Source organism: Nocardioides sp. REDSEA-S30_B4, from assembly GCF_001627265.1.
Taxonomy (GTDB): Bacteria; Actinomycetota; Actinomycetes; order Propionibacteriales; family Nocardioidaceae; genus Nocardioides.
Map to the genome: position 1 here is coordinate 85,030 of NZ_LUPI01000010.1, position 21,128 is coordinate 106,157.

Annotated in this window: 19 protein-coding genes; all 19 read left to right on the top strand. The window is 71.5% G+C overall.

The genetic code is table 11. From position 1 onward, the window contains the following. The first annotated feature begins 1 nt into the window (after position 1). The 19 genes from hisS to A6R01_RS03835 all read left to right on the top strand — a co-directional run bounded on the left by hisS (position 2) and on the right by A6R01_RS03835 (position 21,112). Positions 2-1,393: a histidine--tRNA ligase gene (gene hisS / locus A6R01_RS03745; protein WP_292603710.1), complete on the top strand. Its 1,392-nt coding sequence runs from the start codon at positions 2-4 to the stop codon at positions 1,391-1,393. 70 nt (positions 1,394-1,463) lie between these two features. Continuing rightward, complete coding sequence (gene aspS, locus A6R01_RS03750; RefSeq protein ID WP_292603712.1) at positions 1,464-3,236, top strand: aspartate--tRNA ligase; 1,773 nt, start codon at positions 1,464-1,466, stop codon at positions 3,234-3,236. Positions 3,237-3,419: 183 nt separating this feature from the next. Beyond that, a complete protein-coding gene (locus A6R01_RS03755; RefSeq protein WP_292603714.1) occupies positions 3,420-4,439 on the top strand; it encodes an ABC transporter permease in 1,020 nt (339 codons plus the stop codon). Between the two features lie 68 nt (positions 4,440-4,507). Continuing rightward, positions 4,508-6,265, top strand: a complete 1,758-nt coding sequence (locus tag A6R01_RS03760) for an ABC transporter substrate-binding protein (protein ID WP_292603716.1) — start codon at positions 4,508-4,510, stop codon at positions 6,263-6,265. A 183-nt stretch (positions 6,266-6,448) separates the two neighbouring features. Continuing rightward, the gene (locus A6R01_RS03765) at positions 6,449-7,456 is read left to right on the top strand and encodes an ABC transporter permease (protein ID WP_292603718.1); all 1,008 of its coding nucleotides are present in this window, start codon (positions 6,449-6,451) and stop codon (positions 7,454-7,456) included. Then, positions 7,453-8,505 (top strand): ABC transporter ATP-binding protein, encoded by a 1,053-nt coding sequence (locus A6R01_RS03770; RefSeq protein ID WP_292603720.1) that lies wholly within the window; start codon positions 7,453-7,455, stop codon positions 8,503-8,505. Before A6R01_RS03765 ends, A6R01_RS03770 begins: the two co-directional genes overlap by 4 nt. 4 nt (positions 8,506-8,509) lie before the next feature. Beyond that, complete coding sequence (locus A6R01_RS03775; protein ID WP_292603722.1) at positions 8,510-9,796, top strand: ABC transporter ATP-binding protein; 1,287 nt, start codon at positions 8,510-8,512, stop codon at positions 9,794-9,796. 22 nt (positions 9,797-9,818) lie between these two features. After that, a complete protein-coding gene (locus tag A6R01_RS03780; protein ID WP_292603724.1) occupies positions 9,819-11,171 on the top strand; it encodes a replication-associated recombination protein A in 1,353 nt (450 codons plus the stop codon). 11 nt (positions 11,172-11,182) lie between these two features. Further along, positions 11,183-11,707, top strand: a complete 525-nt coding sequence (locus A6R01_RS03785; RefSeq protein ID WP_292603726.1) for a hypothetical protein — start codon at positions 11,183-11,185, stop codon at positions 11,705-11,707. Beyond that, entirely contained in the window at positions 11,704-11,976 is a 273-nt protein-coding gene (locus tag A6R01_RS03790) for a DUF6167 family protein (RefSeq protein WP_292603728.1), read from the top strand. Before A6R01_RS03785 ends, A6R01_RS03790 begins: the two co-directional genes overlap by 4 nt. Then, positions 11,976-14,657 (top strand): alanine--tRNA ligase, encoded by a 2,682-nt coding sequence (alaS, locus tag A6R01_RS03795; RefSeq protein WP_292603730.1) that lies wholly within the window; start codon positions 11,976-11,978, stop codon positions 14,655-14,657. Before A6R01_RS03790 ends, alaS begins: the two co-directional genes overlap by 1 nt. Continuing rightward, positions 14,657-15,124, top strand: a complete 468-nt coding sequence (gene ruvX / locus A6R01_RS03800; protein ID WP_292603732.1) for a Holliday junction resolvase RuvX — start codon at positions 14,657-14,659, stop codon at positions 15,122-15,124. Before alaS ends, ruvX begins: the two co-directional genes overlap by 1 nt. Then, positions 15,121-16,296, top strand: coding sequence for an endolytic transglycosylase MltG (mltG, locus tag A6R01_RS03805; RefSeq protein WP_292603734.1), 1,176 nt, complete (start codon positions 15,121-15,123; stop codon positions 16,294-16,296). The genes ruvX and mltG overlap by 4 nt, the downstream gene beginning before the upstream one ends. A gap of 15 nt (positions 16,297-16,311) precedes the next feature. Further along, positions 16,312-17,145 (top strand): shikimate dehydrogenase, encoded by an 834-nt coding sequence (locus A6R01_RS03810; protein ID WP_292603736.1) that lies wholly within the window; start codon positions 16,312-16,314, stop codon positions 17,143-17,145. Next, positions 17,142-17,804: an A24 family peptidase gene (locus tag A6R01_RS03815; protein WP_292603738.1), complete on the top strand. Its 663-nt coding sequence runs from the start codon at positions 17,142-17,144 to the stop codon at positions 17,802-17,804. The genes A6R01_RS03810 and A6R01_RS03815 overlap by 4 nt, the downstream gene beginning before the upstream one ends. Before the next feature lie 41 nt (positions 17,805-17,845). Next, positions 17,846-19,051 carry a chorismate synthase gene (aroC, locus tag A6R01_RS03820; RefSeq protein WP_292603741.1) on the top strand — a complete coding sequence of 402 codons (1,206 nt, stop codon included), beginning with the start codon at positions 17,846-17,848 and terminating at the stop codon, positions 19,049-19,051. Continuing rightward, positions 19,048-19,560 carry a shikimate kinase gene (locus tag A6R01_RS03825; protein WP_292603743.1) on the top strand — a complete coding sequence of 171 codons (513 nt, stop codon included), beginning with the start codon at positions 19,048-19,050 and terminating at the stop codon, positions 19,558-19,560. Before aroC ends, A6R01_RS03825 begins: the two co-directional genes overlap by 4 nt. Beyond that, positions 19,557-20,672 carry a 3-dehydroquinate synthase gene (aroB, locus tag A6R01_RS03830; RefSeq protein WP_292603745.1) on the top strand — a complete coding sequence of 372 codons (1,116 nt, stop codon included), beginning with the start codon at positions 19,557-19,559 and terminating at the stop codon, positions 20,670-20,672. Before A6R01_RS03825 ends, aroB begins: the two co-directional genes overlap by 4 nt. Beyond that, positions 20,669-21,112, top strand: a complete 444-nt coding sequence (locus A6R01_RS03835) for a type II 3-dehydroquinate dehydratase (protein WP_292603747.1) — start codon at positions 20,669-20,671, stop codon at positions 21,110-21,112. Before aroB ends, A6R01_RS03835 begins: the two co-directional genes overlap by 4 nt. Positions 21,113-21,128: the final 16 nt, after the last annotated feature.

The following is a 21,128-nucleotide window of genomic DNA, read 5'->3' on the forward strand; positions in this document are numbered from 1 at the left end:
CATGGCCAGGCCGACCCCGCTCAGCGGGTTCCCCGAGCTGCTGCCGCAGCAGCGCATCGTCGAGCAGCGGGTGATCGACACCCTGCGCGAGACCTTCGAGCTGCACGGGTTCGCCGGCATAGAGACCCGCGCGGTCGAGCCGGTCGACCAGCTCCTGCGCAAGGGCGACACCTCCAAGGAGGTCTACCTCCTGCGACGGCTGCACGAGGACTCCGCGGAGGGCCACTCCGGCATCGGGTTGCACTTCGACCTGACCGTGCCCTTCGCGCGCTACGTCCTGGAGAACGCCGGCAAGCTGGAGTTCCCGTTCCGCCGCTACCAGGTGCAGAAGGTCTGGCGCGGCGAGCGTCCCCAGGACGGCCGCTACCGCGAGTTCACCCAGGCCGACATCGACGTGGTCGGGCGCGACGTCCTGCCGTTCCACCACGACGTCGAGGTCACGCGTGTCATGGTCGACGCCCTGAGCCGGCTGACCGACCCGGCCCGCCTCGGGCTACCGGGCTTCCGGCTCCAGGTCAACAACCGCAAGCTGATCCAGGGCTTCTACGCCGGGCTCGGCGTGGCCGAGGGTGACGCCACCGACGAGGTGATGCGCCTGGTCGACAAGCTCGACAAGCTCCCGGTGGAGAAGGTGCACGAGCTCCTGGTGGCCGAGGCCGGCGTCGACGCCGCCACGGCCGACCGCGTGCTCGCGCTGGCCACCATCCGGGCCACCGACGACTCCTTCGTCGCGCAGGTGCGCGACCTCGGCGTCTCCCACGACCTGCTGGACGAGGGGCTCGAGGAGCTCGCGGCCCTGGTGCGGGCCTGCGCCGACCTGGTGACCGACCGCGTGCGGGTCGAGGCGGACCTCTCGATCGCCCGGGGCCTGGACTACTACACCGGCACGGTGTTCGAGACGCGCCTGGACGGCTACGAGTCGCTGGGCTCGATCTGCTCCGGTGGGCGCTACGACGCGCTCGCCACCGACGGGCGCTCGACCTACCCCGGGGTGGGGATCTCGCTCGGCGTCAGCCGCGTGCTCGTGCCGCTCCTGGCCCGCACCGGCCTCGCGGCCGACCGTGTGGTCCCCAGCGCCGTGGTCGTGGCCGTCAACGACGAGGACTCACGCGCCGCCTCCGACGCCGTCGCCCACGCGTTGCGCTCGCGCGGCGTGCCCTGCGAGGTCGCCGCCTCCGCGCAGAAGTTCGGCAAGCAGATCCGCTACGCCGAGCGACGGGGCGTGCCGTACGTCTGGTTCCCTCCCGCGGCCGACGCGGATGCCGAGGGAAGCCACCAGGTCAAGGACATCCGGACGGGGGAGCAGCACGAGGTCGACCCGGCCACGTGGTCCCCTCCAGCCGAGGACCTGCGACCGCGCGTCTCCACCCCAGACCGACCCAGTCACCCGTGAACGACAGCGACGAACAACCAGGTCTCGAGGCTCGCTCCACTCGCGCCTCGACCACCGAAAGGAAGCAGCAGTGATCCGCACCCATGACGCCGGGGCCCTCCGCCCCGAGCACGTCGGCCAGACCGTGACCCTCGCCGGGTGGGTGGCCAACCGTCGCGATCACGGTGGGGTGGCCTTCCTCGACCTGCGCGAGGCCTCCGGCATCGTCCAGGTCGTCGTGCGCGACGAGGAGGTCGCCCACCAGCTGCGCTCGGAGTACTGCCTGAAGGTCGTCGGGGAGGTCGTGGCCCGCAAGGACGGCAACGAGAACCCCAACCTCGCGACCGGTGCCGTCGAGGTCGTCGCCAGCGAGGTGGAGGTGCTCAGCGCCGCCGCACCGCTGCCCTTCCCCATCTCCGAGCACGTCGAGGTCGGTGAGGAGGCGCGCCTCAAGCACCGCTACCTCGACCTGCGCCGCCCCGGGCCCAACGCCGCGCTGCGGCTGCGCAGCAAGGTCAACAAGGCCGCACGCGACGTGCTGGACCGGCACGACTTCGTCGAGGTCGAGACCCCGACCCTGACCCGCAGCACCCCCGAGGGTGCCCGCGACTTCCTGGTGCCCGCGCGTCTGAAGCCCGGCAGCTGGTACGCCCTGCCCCAGAGCCCCCAGCTGTTCAAGCAGCTGCTGATGGTCGGCGGCATGGAGCGCTACTTCCAGATCGCGCGCTGCTACCGCGACGAGGACTTCCGTGCCGACCGCCAGCCGGAGTTCACCCAGCTCGACATCGAGATGTCCTTCGTCGAGCAGGACGACGTGATCGCCCTGGCCGAGGAGATCCTCGCGGCGCTGTGGGCCCTGATCGGCCACGAGGTCCCGACCCCGCTGCCCCGGATGACCTACGCCGAGGCGATGGCGCGCTACGGCTCCGACAAGCCCGACCTGCGCATGGGCCAAGAGCTCGTCGAGTGCACCGACTACTTCAAGGACACCCCGTTCCGTGTGTTCCAGGCGCCGTACGTCGGTGCCGTGGTCATGCCCGGCGGCGCCAGCCAGCCGCGCAAGCAGCTCGACGCCTGGCAGGAGTGGGCCAAGCAGCGCGGCGCCAAGGGCCTGGCCTACGTCCTCGTGGGCGAGGACGGCGAGCTCGGGGGACCGGTCGCCAAGAACATCACCGACGAGGAGAAGGCAGGCCTGGCCGCCCACGTGGGCGCCCAGCCCGGTGACTGCATCTTCTTCGCCGCCGGGCCGGTGAAGTCCAGCCGTGGACTGCTCGGTGCAGCCCGCCTGGAGATCGGGCGGCGCTGCGGCCTGATCGACGAGGACGCGTGGTCCTTCCTCTGGGTCGTCGACGCGCCGCTGTTCGAGCCGGCCTCGGACGCGGTCGCCAGCGGCGACGTCGCCGTCGGCGCCGGCGCCTGGACCGCCGTGCACCACGCCTTCACCAGCCCCAAGGACGTCGACTCCTTCGACGACAGCCCCGGCGACGCGCTCGCCTGGGCCTACGACATCGTCTGCAACGGCAACGAGATCGGCGGCGGGTCGATCCGTATCCACCGCGAGGACGTCCAGAAGCGGGTCTTCTCCGTCATGGGGCTCGGCGAGGAGGAGGCGCAGGAGAAGTTCGGCTTCCTGCTCGACGCCTTCAAGTTCGGTGCCCCCCCGCACGGCGGCATCGCGTTCGGCTGGGACCGCATCGTCGCGCTGCTGGCCGGCACCGACTCGATCCGCGAGGTCATCGCCTTCCCCAAGTCCGGCGGTGGCTACGACCCCCTGACGGCGGCTCCGGCACCCATCACCGCCGAGCAGCGCAAGGAGGCCGGTGTGGACGCGAAGCCGGCGGAGGACGTCCCGAGGGAGTCCTGAGGCACGCGCCTTCCTGCGGCGGCGTCCCGACCGGTGAAACCCGGTTGCGGCGCCGCCGTTGCCGTGTCCGGATCGTTACCGCGAGGTGATCGTCCTCGGGACAGGGGTCACATAGAGTCGCGTCCGGCGCGCCGCAGGCGTGCGGCCGGGAGACCCTCGGCTGGCTGGACTGATGGGGAGAGCATGTCGGCAGAGACCGCCGGCCCCGAGACCCTGGGGCACCTGAGCGACGAGCCGAAGGGCGAGGACCCGGGGACCAAGGGACGCACCATCACCGGCAAGTCGCCCATGCGCATCGCGATGGGCCGACTGCTGCGCGACAAGATCGCCCTGGTCTGCATGGCCGTGGTCCTCTTCTTCGTCCTCATCGCGGTGTTCGCCGGGCCGCTGCAAAAGCTCTTCGGGGTCTCGACCGAGACGGTGCTGCCGTCGCAGTTCCTCAACCTCGACCTGACGCCCAAGGCCGAGTACGGCCCGCCGTACGGCCCGCTGACCATGGAGCACCCCTTCGGCATCGCGCCGCGCACGGCCACCGACAACCTCGCCTTCTGGCTCGAGGGTGCGCAGAACTCCCTGCAGATCGCCGCGATCGCGACCGTGCTCGCGATGCTGCTCGGCGTGACGCTGGGTCTGCTCGGTGGCTTCCTCGGCGGGGCCGTGGACCGGTTCCTCACCTTCGTCACCGACTTCTTCCTCACGCTGCCCTTCATCCTGGCCGCGCTGACGATCGCCCCGATCATCAACGAGCGGTTCCGCGACTCGCCCAACTACGCCACCGTGCAGGTCGTGGCGCTGATCGGAGTGCTCGCCGGCTTCGGCTGGATGTCGGTGGCCCGCCTGATCCGTGGTGAGGTCCTCTCGCTGCGCGAGCGCGAGTTCGTCCAGGCCGCCCGGGTGATGGGCATGCCCACCGGTCGCCTGCTCATCAAGGAGCTGCTGCCCAACCTGGTCGCGCCGATCGTGGTCGCCTCCTCGCTGATGCTCCCCGCGTTCGTCTCCGCCGAGGCCGGCCTGGCGTTCCTCGGCATCGGAGTGACGACTCGTCCCTCGTGGGGCCAGACCCTCAACCAGGGCATCTCGTTCTTCGAGACCTACCCGCTCTACCTCTACCAGCCCCTGATCGGGATCGTGCTGCTCGTGCTGGCGCTCAACCTCCTCGGAGACGCGCTGCGCGACGCGCTCGACCCCAAGACCCGCCGCTGAGCGGGACACCCCCCCCACGTCGCCCGGGAAAGCCTTCCCGGGTGCGCACCAGAAAGGAAATGCCAGACATGAGACGGACCAAGCCGCTGGCAGCGCTCGCCGTTGCCTCGCTCCTGGCCCTGGCCGCCTGTGGATCCGGAGACGGGCCCGGCGAGGGCACCGAGGGCTCCTTCGGGGAGACCGACGCAGGCAAGGACAAGGACCCCAACGCCGAGGGCCCCGCGCCCGAGGTCGAGGGCGCCGAGTCGGGTGGCACCATCACGGTGTTCCTTCCCGGTGACTACGGCCCGGACGACCTGGACCCCACCAACGGGTGGTCCGTGACCGGCAACTCGATCCAGCAGGCGCTCACCAGCCGCTCGCTGACCCAGTACCGCGTCGACTCCGACGGCAACGCCACCCTGGTCCCCGACCTCGCGGTCGACCTGGGTCAGCCCAACGACGACTACACCCAGTGGACCTTCCAGCTGCGTGACAACGCCAGCTGGGAGGACGGCTCGCCGATCACGGCCGAGGAGGTCGCCTTCGGCATCGCCCGCTCGATGGACTCCACCGCCTTCCCCGGCGGCCCGGGCACCGAGTACTCCACCCAGTTCTTCGCCGGTGCGGACGAGTTCGAGGGTCCCTACACCGACAAGGACACCGACTGGACCGAGTGGGAGGGTGTGGAGTTCGACAACGACGCCAACACCGTCACCATCAACATGTCCAAGTCGTTCCCCGACATGGACTACTGGGGCGCCTTCATGGCGATCGGCCCCGCCCCGCTGGGCAAGGCCTCCAACCCGCCGGCCTACGGTCAGAACATCATGTCCAACGGCCCCTACAAGGTCGAGTCCTTCAAGGCCCAGGACGAGCTCGTCCTGGTCAAGAACGACCAGTGGGACCCCGAGTCGGACCCGGCGCGCCACCAGTACGCCGACAAGTTCATCTTCAAGTTCAACGCCGACCCGGACCAGACCGACCAGATCATGCTGTCGGACAACACCGAGTCGCAGACCGCGATCTCCAACGACCTGTCGGCGTCGAGCTACCAGAAGGCGCTCGACACCCTGGGTGACCGCCTGGTCCAGCAGTCGGCGCAGTGCACCGGCTTCCTGTACCCGGACTACGAGAAGACCGACATGGCCTTCCGCAAGGCGATCGCCTACGGCTACCCCTACGAGGACGTCTGGGCCGCCACCGGCCAGGTGCCCGGCGTGACCCGCGTCCAGGCGAACTCGATCATGCCCCCGGGCATGGCCGGCAAGCCGGACTACTTCGTCGACGGTGAGGCGTTCAGCTACGACCCGGAGAAGGCCAAGGAGCTCCTCGCGGAGTCCGAGGTCGAGCCGCTGTACTCCGCCATCTACTACGAGCCCGACCCGCTGGCCGTCGCCGGCGCGAAGGTCGCCCAGAAGGGCCTCGAGGAGGCCGGCTTCACGGTCAAGTACACGCCGGTCCAGGAGTCGCCGTACTCCACCTGGACCAACCCCGACGACAAGCTCAACAAGAGCCTGACCGTCCGCGGCGTGAACTGGTGCTCGGACTGGCCCTCGGGCTCGACCTTCATCCCGTCGCTGTTCCGTGGTGGCGCCACCTACAACACCGGTGGTTTCCAGGAGGACGAGATCGACGAGATGATCGCTGACGTCCCGAGCCTCCCGATCGAGGAGCAGGCCGACGCCTGGGGCGACATCGACGAGAAGATCATGACCGAGTTCTTCCCGGCCATCCCGGTGAACTACTACAACAACCTGTTCACCTTCGGCTCGAAGATCGGCAACCCCTCGGGTGACGAGGCCTTGGGCGCGCCGAACTACAAGAACGTCTTCGTGATGCAGTGAGCGCCCAGCGCTCCCTGAACCACTGACGGTTCCGGGTGTCCCCGCCGATCGCGGCGGGGACACCCACCCCATCGCGGGAGACCCCCGGGGACTCGTCCCCGGGGGTCCTTCCCCGCCGGGCCACCGGCCCACCGGCTCCCTGGCCCCCTCGTCCACCCCGCCACTCCCACAAGGAGACCTGCGATGTTCGCCTACATCGTCAAGCGGCTGCTCGCCGGCATCGTCGTGATGCTGCTGGTGTCGCTGTCGATCTTCCTGCTCTTCTGGTACGGCCCCAGCGAGCCCGCGCGCGCGATCTGTGACACCAAGACATCCCAGCGCTGCACGCCGGCCAAGCTCGAGGTCTTCACCGAGGAGCTGGGCTACAACAACGCGTGGTACACCGAGTTCCCGGAGTACGTCGGGGGCATCTTCACCGGCCGCGACATCACCATCGCGAGCCAGACCACCCGCTGCGACGCGCCCTGCCTGGGTCTGTCGTACAAGAACGGCAAGCCGGTCTGGGACGAGATGAAGGGCCGGCTGCCGGCCACCTTCTCCGTCGCCATCGGTGGCGCCTTCCTCTACCTCCTCCTCGGCGTGCCCCTGGGCGTGGCCGCCGCGAGACGACGAGGCACCGTGGCCGACAAGTCGCTGGTCTCCAGCTTCCTCGTCCTGAGCTCGGTGCCCTACTACCTGTTCGCCCTGCTGACCTTCCTGTACTTCTCGGTGCTCTTCGAGGCGCCCTTCATCGGCAACCCCGGCTACGTGCCGTTCACCGAGAGTCCCTCGGGCTGGGTGGGCGGCCTGGCGCTGGCGTGGATCTGCCTGGGCATCTTCGGATGCACCCAGTACACCCGCTACTCCCGTGGCGCCATGGTCGAGGCGCTGAGCGAGGACTACGTCCGCACCGCCAAGGCCAAGGGCCTGCCGCAGCGCGAGGTGGTCTACAAGCACGCGCTGCGCGCCGCCCTGGTGCCGGTCGTGACGATCTTCGGCATCGACTTCGGCACCCTGCTGGCCGGCACCATCTTCACCGAGAAGATCTTCGACATTGACGGGATCGGGCTGTGGGCCCTGCTGGCCGTGGGCCAGAAGGACCTGCCGATCGTGCAGGCGACCGCGCTGTTCGCGGCGGTCGCGCTGATCCTGTCCAACCTGCTCGTGGACCTGCTCTACAGCGTCCTCGACCCGAGAGTGAGGCTGTCGTGAGCGACCCGTTCCTCGTCGTCGAGGACCTGACGGTCAAGTTCCCCACCGAGGACGGCCTGGTCAACGCGGTCACCGACCTCAGCTACACGGTGGAGCAGGGCAAGACCCTGGGCATCGTGGGGGAGTCCGGCTCGGGCAAGTCCGTGTCGTCGATGGCCGTGCTCGGCCTGCACGACATGCGCACCGCCCGCATCACCGGCTCCATCAAGGTCGGCGGCCAGGAGGTCGTGGGCCTGGGTGAGTCCAAGCTGCGCAAGCTGCGGGGCAAGGAGGTGGCGATGATCTTCCAGGACGCGCTCGCCGCCCTGCACCCCTTCTACAAGGTGGGCTCGCAGCTGGCCGAGGCCTATCTCGTGCACCACCCGAAGGCCTCCAAGCGCGAAGCGCGCCGCAAGGCGATCGAGATGCTCGACCGGGTCGGCATCCCGCAGCCTGACCGACGTGTCGACGACTTCCCGCACCAGTTCTCCGGCGGCATGCGCCAGCGCGCGATGATCGCGATGGGCCTCATCAACGACCCGAAGCTCCTCATCGCCGACGAGCCCACCACCGCGCTCGACGTCACGGTGCAGGCACAGATCCTCGACCTGCTGCAGGATCTGCAGCGCGAGTTCAACTCCGCGGTCATCATCATCACCCACGACCTCGGCGTCATCGCCGAGATGGCCGACGACATCCTGGTGATGTACGGCGGCCGCGGGGTCGAGAAGGGTCCGGCCAAGGAGGTCCTGACGCGACCGCAGATGCCCTACACCTGGGGCCTGCTCTCCAGCGTGCCGGACGTCCACGGCGACACCGCCTCCAAGCTGGTGCCGATCCCCGGCAACCCGCCCAGCCTGCTGGACCCGCCGACCGGCTGCGCGTTCCACCCCCGCTGCGCCCACGTCGACAAGGTGCCGGGCAACAAGTGCGTCACCGAGCTGCCGCCGCTGACCGCCGGTCCGACCGGGGCCGGGCACCTCAACCGCTGCCACCTCGCCGACCCGGTGGGTGTGTTCGAGAACGAGGTGCTCCCCGTGATCGCCCCCGAGCTGCTCGAGGAGAGCTGACCTGATGACGGACGTCAACCACCCTCCGCACGACCCCGAGAACCCGGCGGTCACCGAGGGCGAGGAGCTGTCTGCCAGCAACGAGGAGCAGAAGCTCACCTTCGCCCAGCTCGCGCAGACCGGCCACGCACCCACCGAGCTCGACCCCGACGCCGAGCCGGTGCTCAGCGTGGACAACCTGAAGATGTACTTCCCCGTGAAGTCCTCGGGCCTGGTCCGCCGCACCATCGGCCACGTCCAGGCCGTCGACGGCATCTCCTTCCAGGTGCCCCGCGGCGGTTCGCTGGGCCTGGTGGGGGAGTCCGGCTGCGGCAAGTCCACGACCGGCCGCCTCATCACCCGGCTCTACACCCCGACCGGCGGGTCGATGCAGTTCGGCGAGAAGAAGCAGGACATCGCCCGGATGTCCAACCGCGAGCTGAAGCCGCTGCGCCGTGACGTGCAGATGATCTTCCAGGACCCCTACACCTCGCTGAACCCGCGGCACACCGTGGGCGCGATCGTGGGTGCGCCGCTGGAGGTCCACAACGTGGTGCCGAAGAACAAGGTGCTGCCGCGGGTCCAGGAGCTGCTCGAGGTGGTCGGGCTCAACCCCGAGCACTACAACCGCTACCCCAACGAGTTCTCCGGCGGTCAGCGCCAGCGCATCGGCATCGCCCGCGCGCTGACGCTGAACCCCAAGCTGCTGGTGGCCGACGAGCCGGTCTCCGCGCTCGACGTGTCGATCCAGGCACAGGTGATCAACCTGCTCCAGGACCTCCAGCAGGAGTTCGACATCGCGTTCCTCTTCATCGCCCACGACCTGGCCGTCGTGCGGCACTTCTGTCCCGAGGTCGCGGTCATGTACCTCGGCAAGATCGTGGAGATCGCGGACCGCGAGAGCATCTACAACCACGCACACCACCCCTACACCCAGGCCCTGCTGTCGGCGGTTCCCGACATCAAGCAGGCCGGCCAGGGACGGCGCGAGCGCATCCGGCTCGAGGGCGACGTGCCCAGCCCGATCAACCCGCCCTCGGGGTGCCGGTTCCGCACCCGCTGCCCGCTGGCCCAGGAGATCTGCGCCAAGGTCGAACCGCCGCTGCTGCAGATCGGCCCGCGCCACAAGGTCGCCTGCCACTTCGCCGGCGAGATCGGGCGCCACCCGGCGACGCCGGTGACCTCCGGCCTGCTCGGTGTCGACCGCCAGGGCAGCCCCGACCCCGCCGTCACCCCGCAGCCGGTCGGCACGAACCCGGGCTACGACAAGCAGTGGTTCGACCTGGACTCCCAGCAGATGGTCTCGGCCTGACCGGCCCCTGACGGACCCAGCGATGGACGAAGGTCTCTTCGCCGCCCCCGGTGCACCCACCGGGGGCGGCGGTTCGCTCTCGGCCAACACGACCGCCTCGGCGCCGTTGGCGGTGCGGATGCGCCCGCGCACCCTCGACGAGCTGGTCGGGCAGCCGCAGCTGCGCGAGCCTGGCTCGCCGTTGCGGCAGCTGATCGAGGACCAGCGCTCACTCTCGCTGCTGCTGTGGGGACCCCCGGGCACCGGCAAGACCACGATCGCCTCGATCGTCAGCCGGCAGACCGATCGCCGGTTCGTGGAGGTCTCCGCGGTCAGCGCCGGGGTCAAGGAGGTGCGCGCGGCCATCGAGTCGGCGCGCCACGAGCTGGTCCAGGGCGGGCGGGAGACGGTGCTGTTCGTCGACGAGGTGCACCGCTTCTCCAAGGCCCAGCAGGACGCGTTGCTGCCCGGTGTGGAGAACCGCTGGGTCACCCTCGTGGCGGCGACGACCGAGAACCCCTTCTTCTCCGTCATCTCCCCGCTGCTCTCCCGCAGCCTGCTGCTGCGGCTGGAGTCCCTCGACGACGACGACGTACGCCGGGTGGTCGACCAGGCCCTGGCCGACGATCGCGGGCTGGCGGGGCGCTTCACGCTCACCGAGGAGGCGGCGACCCACCTGGTCCGGCTTGCCGGGGGAGACGCACGTCGGTCGCTGACCTACCTCGAGGCCGCGGCCGGTGCCGCGGCCGGCCGTGGCCTGGAGGAGATCGACCTGGAGACGGCCGAGACGGCCGTGGACCAGGCGGCCGTGCGCTACGACCGGCAGGGCGACCAGCACTACGACGTGACGAGCGCCTTCATCAAGTCCGTGCGCGGCTCCGACGCCGACGCCGCCATGCACTACCTGACGCGGATGATGGAGGCGGGGGAGGACCCTCGCTTCATCGCCCGCAGGCTGGTCATCCTCGCCAGCGAGGACATCGGCCTGGCCGACCCCTCCGCACTCACGACCGCCGTGGCGGCCGCCCAGGCCGTCCAGCTCATCGGCATGCCCGAGGCGGCCTTCAACCTCGCCCACGCCACGATCGCCCTGGCCGTCGCGCCCAAGTCCAACGCGGTCACCACGGCGCTGGCCGAGGCCTCGGCCGACGTGCGGGCCGGCAAGATCGGCCCGGTGCCGGCACACCTGCGCGACGCCCACTACAGCGGTGCGAAGAAGCTGGGCCACGGGTCGACGTACACCTACAGCCACGACGAGCCGTTCGGCATCGCCGAGCAGCAGTACGCACCCGACGTGGTGGCCGACGCCCGCTACTACCGCCCCAAGGAGATCGGCGCGGAGAGCGCGATCAAGGAGCGGTGGGAGCGGGTTCGGCGGCTCATCCGCGGCAGGTAGGGTTCTGGCCCATGAGCGAGGAGTGGAGCGCGCCCGCGTGGGCGGTCCTGGCGGTGCTGGGCACCGTGGCCGCGCTGCTGCTCCTCCTGCTGGCCGCCCTGGTCGTCGTCGTGGTCACCACCCGACGCACCCTCGCGCGCACCGACGCCGAGTCCGCAGTGGTGCTCGACCGTCTGCTGCACCTGGAGCAGACGCTGGCCACCCGAGCGGTGCGGGAGGTCCGCGCCGAGGAGACGGAGTACCTCATCACGCACCTGGGCGAGGACGCCCCGGGCGAGCGTGACGCCGACGACGCTCCCCCCGCCCCGATGCTCCCCGCGCCGGTCTTCGCGGACATGGTGCTGCGCGAGACCGCGGTGCAGGCGACCACGCTCGCCGCCGGCCTGCGCCGGGCGCTGAGCCCGGAGGTGCGTCACCGCATCCGCTTCGAGATGCGTCGCGAGGTCAAGCGGGCCCGCAAGCAGCGCCGCGCCGACCTGCGCGCCGCGCGCCGCGACCTGCACGCCCGCCAGCGAGCGGCGGAGCAGGCCGCATGAGGCGCGGCCTCTGGTTCGCAGCCGGGGCCGGGGCCGGGATCTACGCCATGGTGCGTGGACGCCGCGCTGCCGAGGTCCTCACCGCGGACGGTCTCCAGGACCGACTCGGGGCGCTCGCGCTCGGCGCCCGGATGTTCCGTGACGAGGTGGCCCAGGGCCGCGCGGACGCCGAGACCGAGGTGCGCGCACGGTTGGGTGCGTCGAGCCTCGAGACCACCCCCCAGATCACCCACGACACGACCAAGCAGCTGGAGAGAGGGAACGACTGATGGAGACCGCCGAGATCCGACGCAGGTTCGTGGCGCACTTCGAGCGCCACGGCCACACGGTGGTCCCGTCGGCGTCGTTGCTGCTCGACGACCCGAACCTGCTGTTCGTCAACGCCGGCATGGTGCCGTTCAAGCCCTACTTCCTGGGCCAGGAGACCCCGCAGTGGGACCGGGCCACCAGCGTGCAGAAGTGCGTGCGGACCCTCGACATCGAGGAGGTCGGCAAGACGACCCGGCACGGCACGTTCTTCCAGATGTGCGGCAACTTCTCCTTCGGCGACTACTTCAAGGAGGGCGCGATCCGTTTCGCCTGGGAGCTGGTCACCGGCTCCCAGGACGACGGCGGCTACGGCTTCGACCCGGAGAAGATCTGGGTGACGGTGCTGCCCAGCGACACCGAGGCCAAGCAGCTGTGGCACGACATCGCGGGCCTGCCCTACGAGCGGATCCAGGAGCGTGGCCTGGAGGACAACTACTGGAACATGGGCGTCCCCGGCCCCGGAGGTCCCTGCTCGGAGATCTACATCGACCGCGGCCCGGAGTACGGCCCCGACGGTGGGCCCAACGCCGACGAGGACCGGTTCCTGGAGATCTGGAACCTCGTCTTCATGCAGGAGTCGCTCTCGACGGTCCGTTCAAAGGCCGACTTCGACGTCGAGGGCCCGCTCCCGGCCAAGAACATCGACACCGGCATGGGCCTGGAGCGCGTGGCGTACCTCCTCCAGGGCAAGGACAACCTCTACGAGATCGACGAGGTCTTCCCGGTCATCGAGAAGGCCGCGGAGCTGACCGGTCGCACCTACGGCGAGAACGCCGAGGACGACGTGCGCTTCCGCGTGGTCGCCGACCACGTGCGCAGCGCGCTGATGCTCATCAACGACGGCGTCACGCCCGGCAACGAGGCGCGTGGATACGTCCTGCGCCGCCTGCTGCGTCGCGCTGTGCGCTCGATGCGGCTGCTCGGCTACGACGGCCACGCACTGCGTGAGCTGATGCCGGTCAGCCGGGACCGGATGAAGAAGTCCTATCCCGAGGTCGAGACCGGCTGGGAGCGCATCAGCAGGGTCGCGTACGCCGAGGAGGAGACCTTCCGCAAGACGCTGGAGGCCGGCACGCAGATCTTCGACAACGCCGTGGCGTCGGTGAAGGAGTCCGGCGGCAGCGTGCTGGCCGGTGCCCAGGCCTTCGCCCTGCACGACACCTACGGCTTCCCGATCGACCTGACCCTGGAGATGGCCTCCGAGGCCGGCCTGAGCGTGGACGAGGCGGGCTTCCGCTCGCTGATGGCCGAGCAGCGCGAGCGGGCCAAGGCCGACGCTAAGTGCAAGAAGGGACAGCACGCCGATACCGGCGTCTACCGCGGGATCCTCGACGAGCACGGCCCGACCGACTGGCTGGCCTACGAGACCCTCGAGACCGAGTCCCGGGCCCTGGCCCTCCTGGTCGGTGGGGCGCCTGCCACGAGCCTGGCCCAGGGCGAGGTGGGCGAGCTGGTCCTGGACCGCACCCCGTTCTACGCCGAGTCCGGTGGCCAGGCCGCCGACGCGGGCATCATCGAGGTCGACGGTGCCCGGCTGGAGGTGCTCGACGTGCAGCGGCCGGTCCGTGGGCTGGTCGTCCACCAGGTCCGGGTCGTCGACGGCGAGCTGGTCCTCGGGTCGGGCAGCGCCCTGCACGCCCAGGTCGACCCCGAGTGGCGCCTCGGTGCCCGCCAGGCGCACTCCGGCACCCACGTGGTGCACGCGGCGCTGCGCGAGGTGCTTGGCCCCTCGGCGCTGCAGTCGGGCTCCTACAACCGTCCGGGCTACCTCCGCCTCGACTTCGGCTGGACCACCGGGCTCACGCCGACCCAGCTCAAGGACATCGAAGAGGTCTCCAACCGCGCGCTGCGCGCCGACCTCCCCGTCTCCTGGGACTACATGACCCTGCCCGAGGCCAAGGACTGGGGCGCCATCGCGCTGTTCGGCGAGACCTACGACGAGTCCAAGGTCCGCGTCGTGGAGATCGGCGGCCCCTGGTCGCGCGAGCTCTGCGGTGGCACCCACGTCGACCACTCCTCGCAGATCGGCACCGTCGTGGTCACCGGCGAGGCGTCGGTCGGCTCGGGCAACCGGCGCATCGAGGCCTACACCGGTGTCGAGGGCTTCTCCTACCTCGCCCGCGAGCGCGACGTGGTGAACCAGCTCACCGGCCTGCTCAAGACCCAGCCCGACGACCTCGTGGGTCGCGTCGGCGACCTGGTCGAGCGTCTCAAGGCCGCCGAGAAGGAGATCGAGCGCGCGCGCGTCGCCCAGCTGCTCGCCGCGGCCGGTCAGGTGGCGGCGTCGGCGACGAAGGTCGGACCCGTCAACGTGGTGGCCCACCGGGCCGACGGCGCGGGCGGCGGCGACGTCCGGACGCTCGCGACCGACGTACGCGGCCGGCTTCCGCAGGGCGAGCCCGGTGTCGTCGTGGTGATCGGCGTGGCCGACGGCAAGGTCGCCGTCGTTGCCGCGGCCAACGACCTGGCCCAGGAGCGCGGCGTCTCCGCCGGCGACCTGGTGCGCGCGGTGACCCCGCTGCTCGGCGGCAAGGGCGGCGGCAAGGCCGACGTCGCGCAGGGCGGCGGCACCGACGCCTCGCGCGTCGACGAGGCGCTGGCCCTGGTGAGCACCGAGGTCGGTCGCGCGGTCGGGGCCTGATGCGGCACGGCACCCGGCTGGGGATCGACCCGGGCGACGCCCGGATCGGCGTCGCGCGCAGCGACCCTTCCGGCTTCCTCGCCACGCCCGTGGAGACCGTGCGGCGGGGCAAGGGCGACCTCGCGCGGCTGCGGCGCATCGTCGCGGAGCTGGAGGAGGAGACCGCGGTCCTGGAGGTCGTGGTCGGTCTGCCGCGCTCGCTCGGCGGCGGGGAGGGACCAGCGGCGGCGAAGGTGCGCGATTTCGCGACGCAGCTGGCCGAGCGGGTGCCGGTGCCGGTGCGCCTGGTCGACGAGCGGCTCTCCACCGTGTCGGCGGAGGCTATGCTCCGCGACCAGGGTCGCAAGGGAAGCAAGCGACGTGCGGTGGTCGACCAGGCCGCCGCGGTGGTGATCCTGCAGCACGCGCTGGACACCGAACGTGCCTCGGGCAACCCGCCGGGGGAGATCCTGGAGAGGCAGTCATGAGCGAGGACCCCCACCGCGACGAGCCCATCGACGCCGCTGAGCACGCCGAGGATCTGCCGCACGAGGGCGGGCGTCGCCGTCGTCGCCGCAGCCGGGTCCCCGGCTGCGTCGCGGTGCTCGTGGCCCTGGCCGTGGTGGGCGGCGGCCTGTGGTGGGCCGGCAACGCCGGGATGGCCTTCCTGCGCGACCTGGCCTCGGACCCCGACGACTACCCCGGCCCCGGCAAGGGGTCGGTCACCATCGAGGTGGTCAGCGGGGACACCTCGACGGTCATCTGCCGGGCCATGAAGGAGAAGGACGTCGTCGCGTCGGTGGACGCGTGCATCGCCGCGGCCAACGCCGACCCCGACGCCGGAGGCATCCAGGTCGGGTTCTACGAGTTGCAGAAGCAGATGGCCGCCGCCGACGCCATCGACGTGCTGGTCGACCCCGCCAACATCGTCAAGAGCAGCCTGACCATCCCCGAGGGTCTGCGGGTCGTCGACATCGTCGAGCGGCTGGCCGAGAGCACCGACTACGAGGTGAAGGACTTCGAGAAGGTCCTGGCCAAGCCCGACAAGATCGGTCTGCCCGACTACGCGGGCGGCGACGCCGAGGGCTACCTCTTCCCGGCGACCTACGACTTCGGCCCCAAGGCCAAGCCCAAGGACATGCTGACCGCCATGGTCGACCGGTGGCGCCAGGCCGCCGACGCGGCCGGGCTCGAGCAGGCCGCCGAGGAGCTCGGCTACACCCCGCACGAGCTGATGACGATCGCCAGCCTCGTCGAGGCCGAGGGACGCGGCGAGGACCAGCCCAAGGTGGCCCGGGTCATCTACAACCGCCTCGAGATCGAGCCGAACCCGTCCGCGGGCTTCCTGCAGGTCGACGCCGCGGTCAACTACGCGCTGGGCCGTGAGCCGATCGCCCGCCTGACGACCGACGAGATCGAGTCGGTCTCGGACTCGCCCTACAACACCTACACGCAGAAGGGCCTCCCGCCGGGGCCGATCGAGGCCCCCGGCGACGCCGCCATCGACGCGGCGGCGAACCCGGCCGACGGTCCGTGGTTCTTCTACGTCACCGTCAACCTGCGCACCGGCGAGACCAAGTTCACCGACGACTACGACGAGTTCCTCGGCTTCAAGCGCGAGCTGGACGAGTACTGCGCCACCCAGTCCGACCGGTGCTGAGCCGGGGGCGATGACGTGACCACGCGCTGCGCGGTGCTGGGCGACCCGGTGGAGCACTCGCTCTCACCGGTCCTGCACCGTGCGGCGTACGACGAGCTCGGCCTGGCCGACTGGTCCTACGACGCGGTGCGGGTGCCGGGCGGCACGCTGGCCGGCTACCTCGACGGCCTCGACGACTCCTGGCGCGGGTTGTCGCTGACGATGCCGCTGAAGCGCGAGCTGCTGGCGCTGGCCGACGAGCGCGGCTGGGAGTGCCACCCGCGGGTGCGCGCCGCCGGGGGTGCCAACACCCTGGTGCGTGAGTCGACGGGGTGGCGTGCGGACAACACCGACCTGCCGGGGGCGGCCACCGCCGTCCAGGAGAGGTACGCCGGTCCCGCGGACCGCGTGCTCGTGGTCGGCGGTGGGGCGACCGCGGCCTCGGTCGGGCTGGCCCTGTGCGACCTGGGGGCCACGCGCGTGCAGCTGCTGGTGCGCTCGGCCGAGCGGGCGCAGGAGACCCTCACGACCATCCGTGGCCACGACTCGGCACCCGAAGTGCTGGCCGTCGAGTCGGCCGACGAGGTCACGGCGGCCGACGTCCTGGTCTCGACGGTCCCGGCCGACGCCCAGGACCCGGGGCTGCTGGCGAGGACCGGCGCCGCGCTGCTCTTCGAGGCCCTCTACGACCCGTGGCCGACCCCGCTGGCGGCGGCGGCCGAGCGCGCGGGCACGACCGTCGTGTCGGGGTTGGACCTGCTGGTCCACCAGGCGGTGCTGCAGGTGGAGCAGATGACCGGGCACGCCGTGCCGGTCGGCGTCCTCCGCGCGGCCGGCGAGCGTGCGCTCACTGCGAGGCGCGGCGCGTGAGCTCCCCGCTGGGCGCGCTGGTCGGCGCGCTGGTGGGTGGCGCGCTGTGCCTGGCCGTCCCCTGGCTGGTCGCCCGCACCTCCGAGGTGCCACGTGGTCGCCGGCTGCTGCCCGGCGCGGTGCTGGCGGGGACGGTCGCCGGCGGGTCCGCCGGCGCGGCGCTCGACAGCGGCTGGGCGCTGGCCGCGGTGCTCCTTGCGACACCGGCCTGCGTGGCGTTGGCGTTCGTCGACTGGCACACCCGGCTGCTGCCCTCACGCATCGTGCTGCCCGCCACCGGTGCGGTGCTGGCCCTGTTGGCGGTGGAGTGGGCGGTCACCGGCGACCACGACGCGCCACTGCGCGCGCTCATCGGGCTGGTCGTGGCGCGCTCGATCTACTGGGTGCTCTGGTTCGTCCACTCGGCCGGCATGGGGTTCGGCGACGTGCGGCTGGCGGCCCTGCTCGGCGCGGTGCTCGGGCGCGCGGGATGGTCCGAGCTCGTCGTCGGCACCTACGCCCCGTTCCTGCTCTTCGCGGTGCCCGGGCTGCTGCTGGCGCTGGTGCGCCGCGACCGCAGCCTGCTGCGCGCCGCCTACCCCTTCGGTCCGTTCATGGTCGTCGGCGCGCTCCTGGGGGTCCTGGCCGGTCCCGCGCTGCTCGGTCTCATCACCGCGTGACCCCCGCGGGCGGGTCGGTGCCCGCGTGAAACACTGACGTCATGCTGCGTTGGCTCACTGCGGGCGAGTCCCACGGCCCGTCCCTGGTCGCGATCCTCGAGGGCCTGCCGGCCCATGTCCGGGTCACCTCCGACGACATCGCCGACTCCCTGGCGCGTCGACGCCTCGGCTACGGCCGGGGCGCACGGATGAAGTTCGAGCAGGACGAGGTCACCATCGTCGGGGGCGTGCGCCACGGGGAGTCCCAGGGCGGCCCGGTGGCCATCAACGTCGGCAACACCGAGTGGCCGAAGTGGGAGAAGGTCATGTCGGCCGACCCGGTCGACCCCGGTGAGCTCAAGGAGACCGGCCGCAACGCCCCGCTGACCCGCCCGCGCCCCGGCCACGCCGACCTCGCGGGCATGCAGAAGTACGACTTCGACGAGTCCCGCCCGATCCTCGAGCGCGCCTCGGCCCGCGAGACCGCCGCCCGCGTGGCGCTCGGACGCGTCGCCAGCAACTTCCTCGAGCAGGTCGGCGGCATCGGCATCGTCTCCCACGTCATCGAGCTCGGCGGGGTCCGCGCCCCGGCCGGCGTGTGGCCCGAGTCCGCCGACGCCGCGGTCGTGGCGGCGCTCGACGAGGACCCGGTCCGCTGCCTGCACCCCGAGACCGCCGCCGCCATGGTGGAGCGGATCGACCAGGCCCACAAGGACGGGGACACGCTCGGCGGGGTCGTCGAGGTCGTCGTGCACGGTCTGCCGCCGGGCCTGGGCTCGCACGTGCACTGGGACCGACGCCTCGACAGCCGGCTGGCCGGCGCCCTCATGGGCATCCAGGCCATCAAGGGCGTCGAGGTCGGCGACGGCTTCGAGCTCGCCGCGACCCCCGGGTCGCTGGCGCACGACGAGATGGTCCCTGGCGAGGGAGGCATCCGGCGTACCTCCGCGCGCTCCGGCGGCACCGAGGGAGGCATGACCACCGGCGAGGTGCTGCGTGTGCGCGCCGCGATGAAGCCGATCGCGACCGTCCCGCGCGCGCTGCGCACCGTCGACGTCGCCACCGGCGAGGAGGCCGTGGCCCACCACCAACGCTCCGACGTCTGCGCGGTGCCGGCGGCCGGCATCGTCGCCGAGGCGATGGTCGCGCTGGTGATCGCCGACGCCGTGCTGGAGAAGTTCGGCGGCGACTCGGTGGCCGAGACGCGCCGCAACCTCGAGGGCTACCTCGACGCGCTCCCCGACGTGCTGTCCTGGGCCCGTCCGTGAGCCCAGCAGTGGTGCTGGTCGGCCCGATGGGCGCCGGCAAGACGACGGTGGCCGAGCTGCTGGCGCGGCGCTGGGGCGTCGCGGTGCGCGACACTGACGCCGACATCGTGGCCGCCCAGGGACGCGAGATCTCCGACATCTTCGTCGACGACGGCGAGGCCGTCTTCCGCGCGCTGGAGCGCGAGGCCGTGGCACGTGCGCTGGCCGAGCACGACGGCGTTCTGTCGCTGGGCGGGGGAGCGGTGCTCGACGAGGGGACGCGTGCCCTGCTGGCTGACCACACCGTGGTGTTCCTCCAGGTGGGGCTCACCGATGCCGTCAAGCGCGTCGGGCTGGGCACCTCCCGGCCGCTGCTGATGGGCAACGTACGCGCCCGTGTGAAGGACCTGCTCGACGAGCGCACCCCGGTCTACGCCTCGGTCGCCACCCACACCGTCGACACCGACGGCCGCACCCCCGACGAGGTCGCCGACGAGGTCGAGTCGCTGCTCGAGGGAGCCCGGTCGTGAGCGGCGCGGGCTCCGAGAGCGTGCTGCACGTCGCGGGCCCCACGCCGTACGACGTCGTCGTCGGCCACGGGGTCGCCGGCCGTCTCACGGGGCTGCTGGGCGACCGGCCCTCGCGGGTCGCCCTCGTGGTGCCGGAGACGCTGCGCGACCTGGCGGCGCCGGTGCGCGAGGCCCTGGCCGACGCCTACCGGCCGACCGAGCTGGTCGTGCCCGACGGCGAGTCCGCGAAGACCGTGGCCACGGCGGCCGCCTGCTGGGAGACCCTCGGCGAGGCCGGCTTCACGCGCTCCGACGCCGTGGTGACCTTCGGCGGTGGCGCCACCACCGACCTCGGTGGCTGGGTGGCCGCCGGCTGGCTGCGCGGCGTGCCGGTCGTGCACGTGCCGACCACGCTGCTGGCGATGGTCGACGCCGCCGTGGGTGGCAAGACCGGCGTCAACACGGCTGCGGGCAAGAACCTCGTCGGTGCCTTCCACGAGCCGACCGGGGTGCTCTGCGACCTGTCGCTGCTGGGGACGCTGCCGCGCCCCGACCTGGTGGCCGGCATGGGCGAGGTCGTCAAGTGCGGCTTCATCGCCGACCCGCGCATCCTCGAGCTCGTCGAGACCACCGAGCCCGCCTCGCTCACCGCCGACAGCCCGGTGCTGCGCGAGCTGGTGGAGCGCTCGGTCCAGGTCAAGATCGACGTCGTCGTCGGGGACCTGAAGGAGACCGCCGGGACCGCCGGGGAGGGGCACCCCGGCCGCGAGGCGCTCAACTACGGCCACACCATGGGCCACGCGATCGAGCGGGCCGAGCGCTACGGCGTCCGGCACGGCGAGGCGGTGGCGATCGGCAGCGTGTTCGTCGCCGAGCTGGCGCGGCACGCCGGCGTGCTTGACGACACCACCGCCGACCGGCACGCCAGCGCCTTCGGGCGGGTCGGGCTGCCCACCGGCTACGCCGGCGCCGGCTACGACGAGCTGCGGGCGGCGATGGCGGTCGACAAGAAGTCGCGCGGCGACCAGCTGCGCTTCGTGGTGCTGCACGACGTCGGCGACCCCCGGGTGCTGGCGGGGCCGTCCGAGGAGCACCTCCGGGCGGCGTACGACGCGATGGTGGCGCGCGCATGAGCACCCGCGTGCTGGTCCTCAACGGGCCCAACCTCGGGCGGCTGGGCCGGCGGCAGCCGGAGATCTACGGGTCGACGACGCACGCCGAGCTCGCGCACCGCTGCGTGGAGTGGGGCAGAGAGCGCGGCCTGGAGGTGGAGGTGCGCCAGACCAACCACGAGGGCGTGCTGCTCGACTGGCTCAACGAGGCGGCCGACGACCGGGTCCCGGTGGTGCTCAACGCCGCCGCGTGGACCCACTACTCCTACGCGGTCTTCGACGCCTGTGCCCAGCTCGAGGCGCCGCTGGTGGAGGTGCACATCTCCCAGCCCAAGGACCGGCCCGAGGAGTTCCGCCACCACTCGGTGGTCACCCCGCACGCGGTGGAGGTCGTGGCCGGGCACGGGGTCGACGGCTACCGGATGGCCCTCGACGTGCTGGTCGAGCATCTCGGACAGTAGACTCCGCCGCTGGCCC

What these genes read in the sequence shown, in the direction of transcription:
- hisS (WP_292603710.1), top strand. Translation starts at nt 2, where the DNA reads ATGGCCAGGCCGACCCCGCTCAGCGGGTTCCCCGAGCTGCTGCCGCAG.
- A6R01_RS03755 (WP_292603714.1), top strand. Translation starts at nt 3,420, where the DNA reads ATGTCGGCAGAGACCGCCGGCCCCGAGACCCTGGGGCACCTGAGCGAC.
- A6R01_RS03760 (WP_292603716.1), top strand. Translation starts at nt 4,508, where the DNA reads ATGAGACGGACCAAGCCGCTGGCAGCGCTCGCCGTTGCCTCGCTCCTG.
- A6R01_RS03765 (WP_292603718.1), top strand. Translation starts at nt 6,449, where the DNA reads ATGTTCGCCTACATCGTCAAGCGGCTGCTCGCCGGCATCGTCGTGATG.
- A6R01_RS03775 (WP_292603722.1), top strand. Translation starts at nt 8,510, where the DNA reads ATGACGGACGTCAACCACCCTCCGCACGACCCCGAGAACCCGGCGGTC.
- A6R01_RS03780 (WP_292603724.1), top strand. Translation starts at nt 9,819, where the DNA reads ATGGACGAAGGTCTCTTCGCCGCCCCCGGTGCACCCACCGGGGGCGGC.
- A6R01_RS03785 (WP_292603726.1), top strand. Translation starts at nt 11,183, where the DNA reads ATGAGCGAGGAGTGGAGCGCGCCCGCGTGGGCGGTCCTGGCGGTGCTG.
- A6R01_RS03790 (WP_292603728.1), top strand. Translation starts at nt 11,704, where the DNA reads ATGAGGCGCGGCCTCTGGTTCGCAGCCGGGGCCGGGGCCGGGATCTAC.
- alaS (WP_292603730.1), top strand. Translation starts at nt 11,976, where the DNA reads ATGGAGACCGCCGAGATCCGACGCAGGTTCGTGGCGCACTTCGAGCGC.
- ruvX (WP_292603732.1), top strand. Translation starts at nt 14,657, where the DNA reads ATGCGGCACGGCACCCGGCTGGGGATCGACCCGGGCGACGCCCGGATC.
- mltG (WP_292603734.1), top strand. Translation starts at nt 15,121, where the DNA reads ATGAGCGAGGACCCCCACCGCGACGAGCCCATCGACGCCGCTGAGCAC.
- aroC (WP_292603741.1), top strand. Translation starts at nt 17,846, where the DNA reads ATGCTGCGTTGGCTCACTGCGGGCGAGTCCCACGGCCCGTCCCTGGTC.
- A6R01_RS03835 (WP_292603747.1), top strand. Translation starts at nt 20,669, where the DNA reads ATGAGCACCCGCGTGCTGGTCCTCAACGGGCCCAACCTCGGGCGGCTG.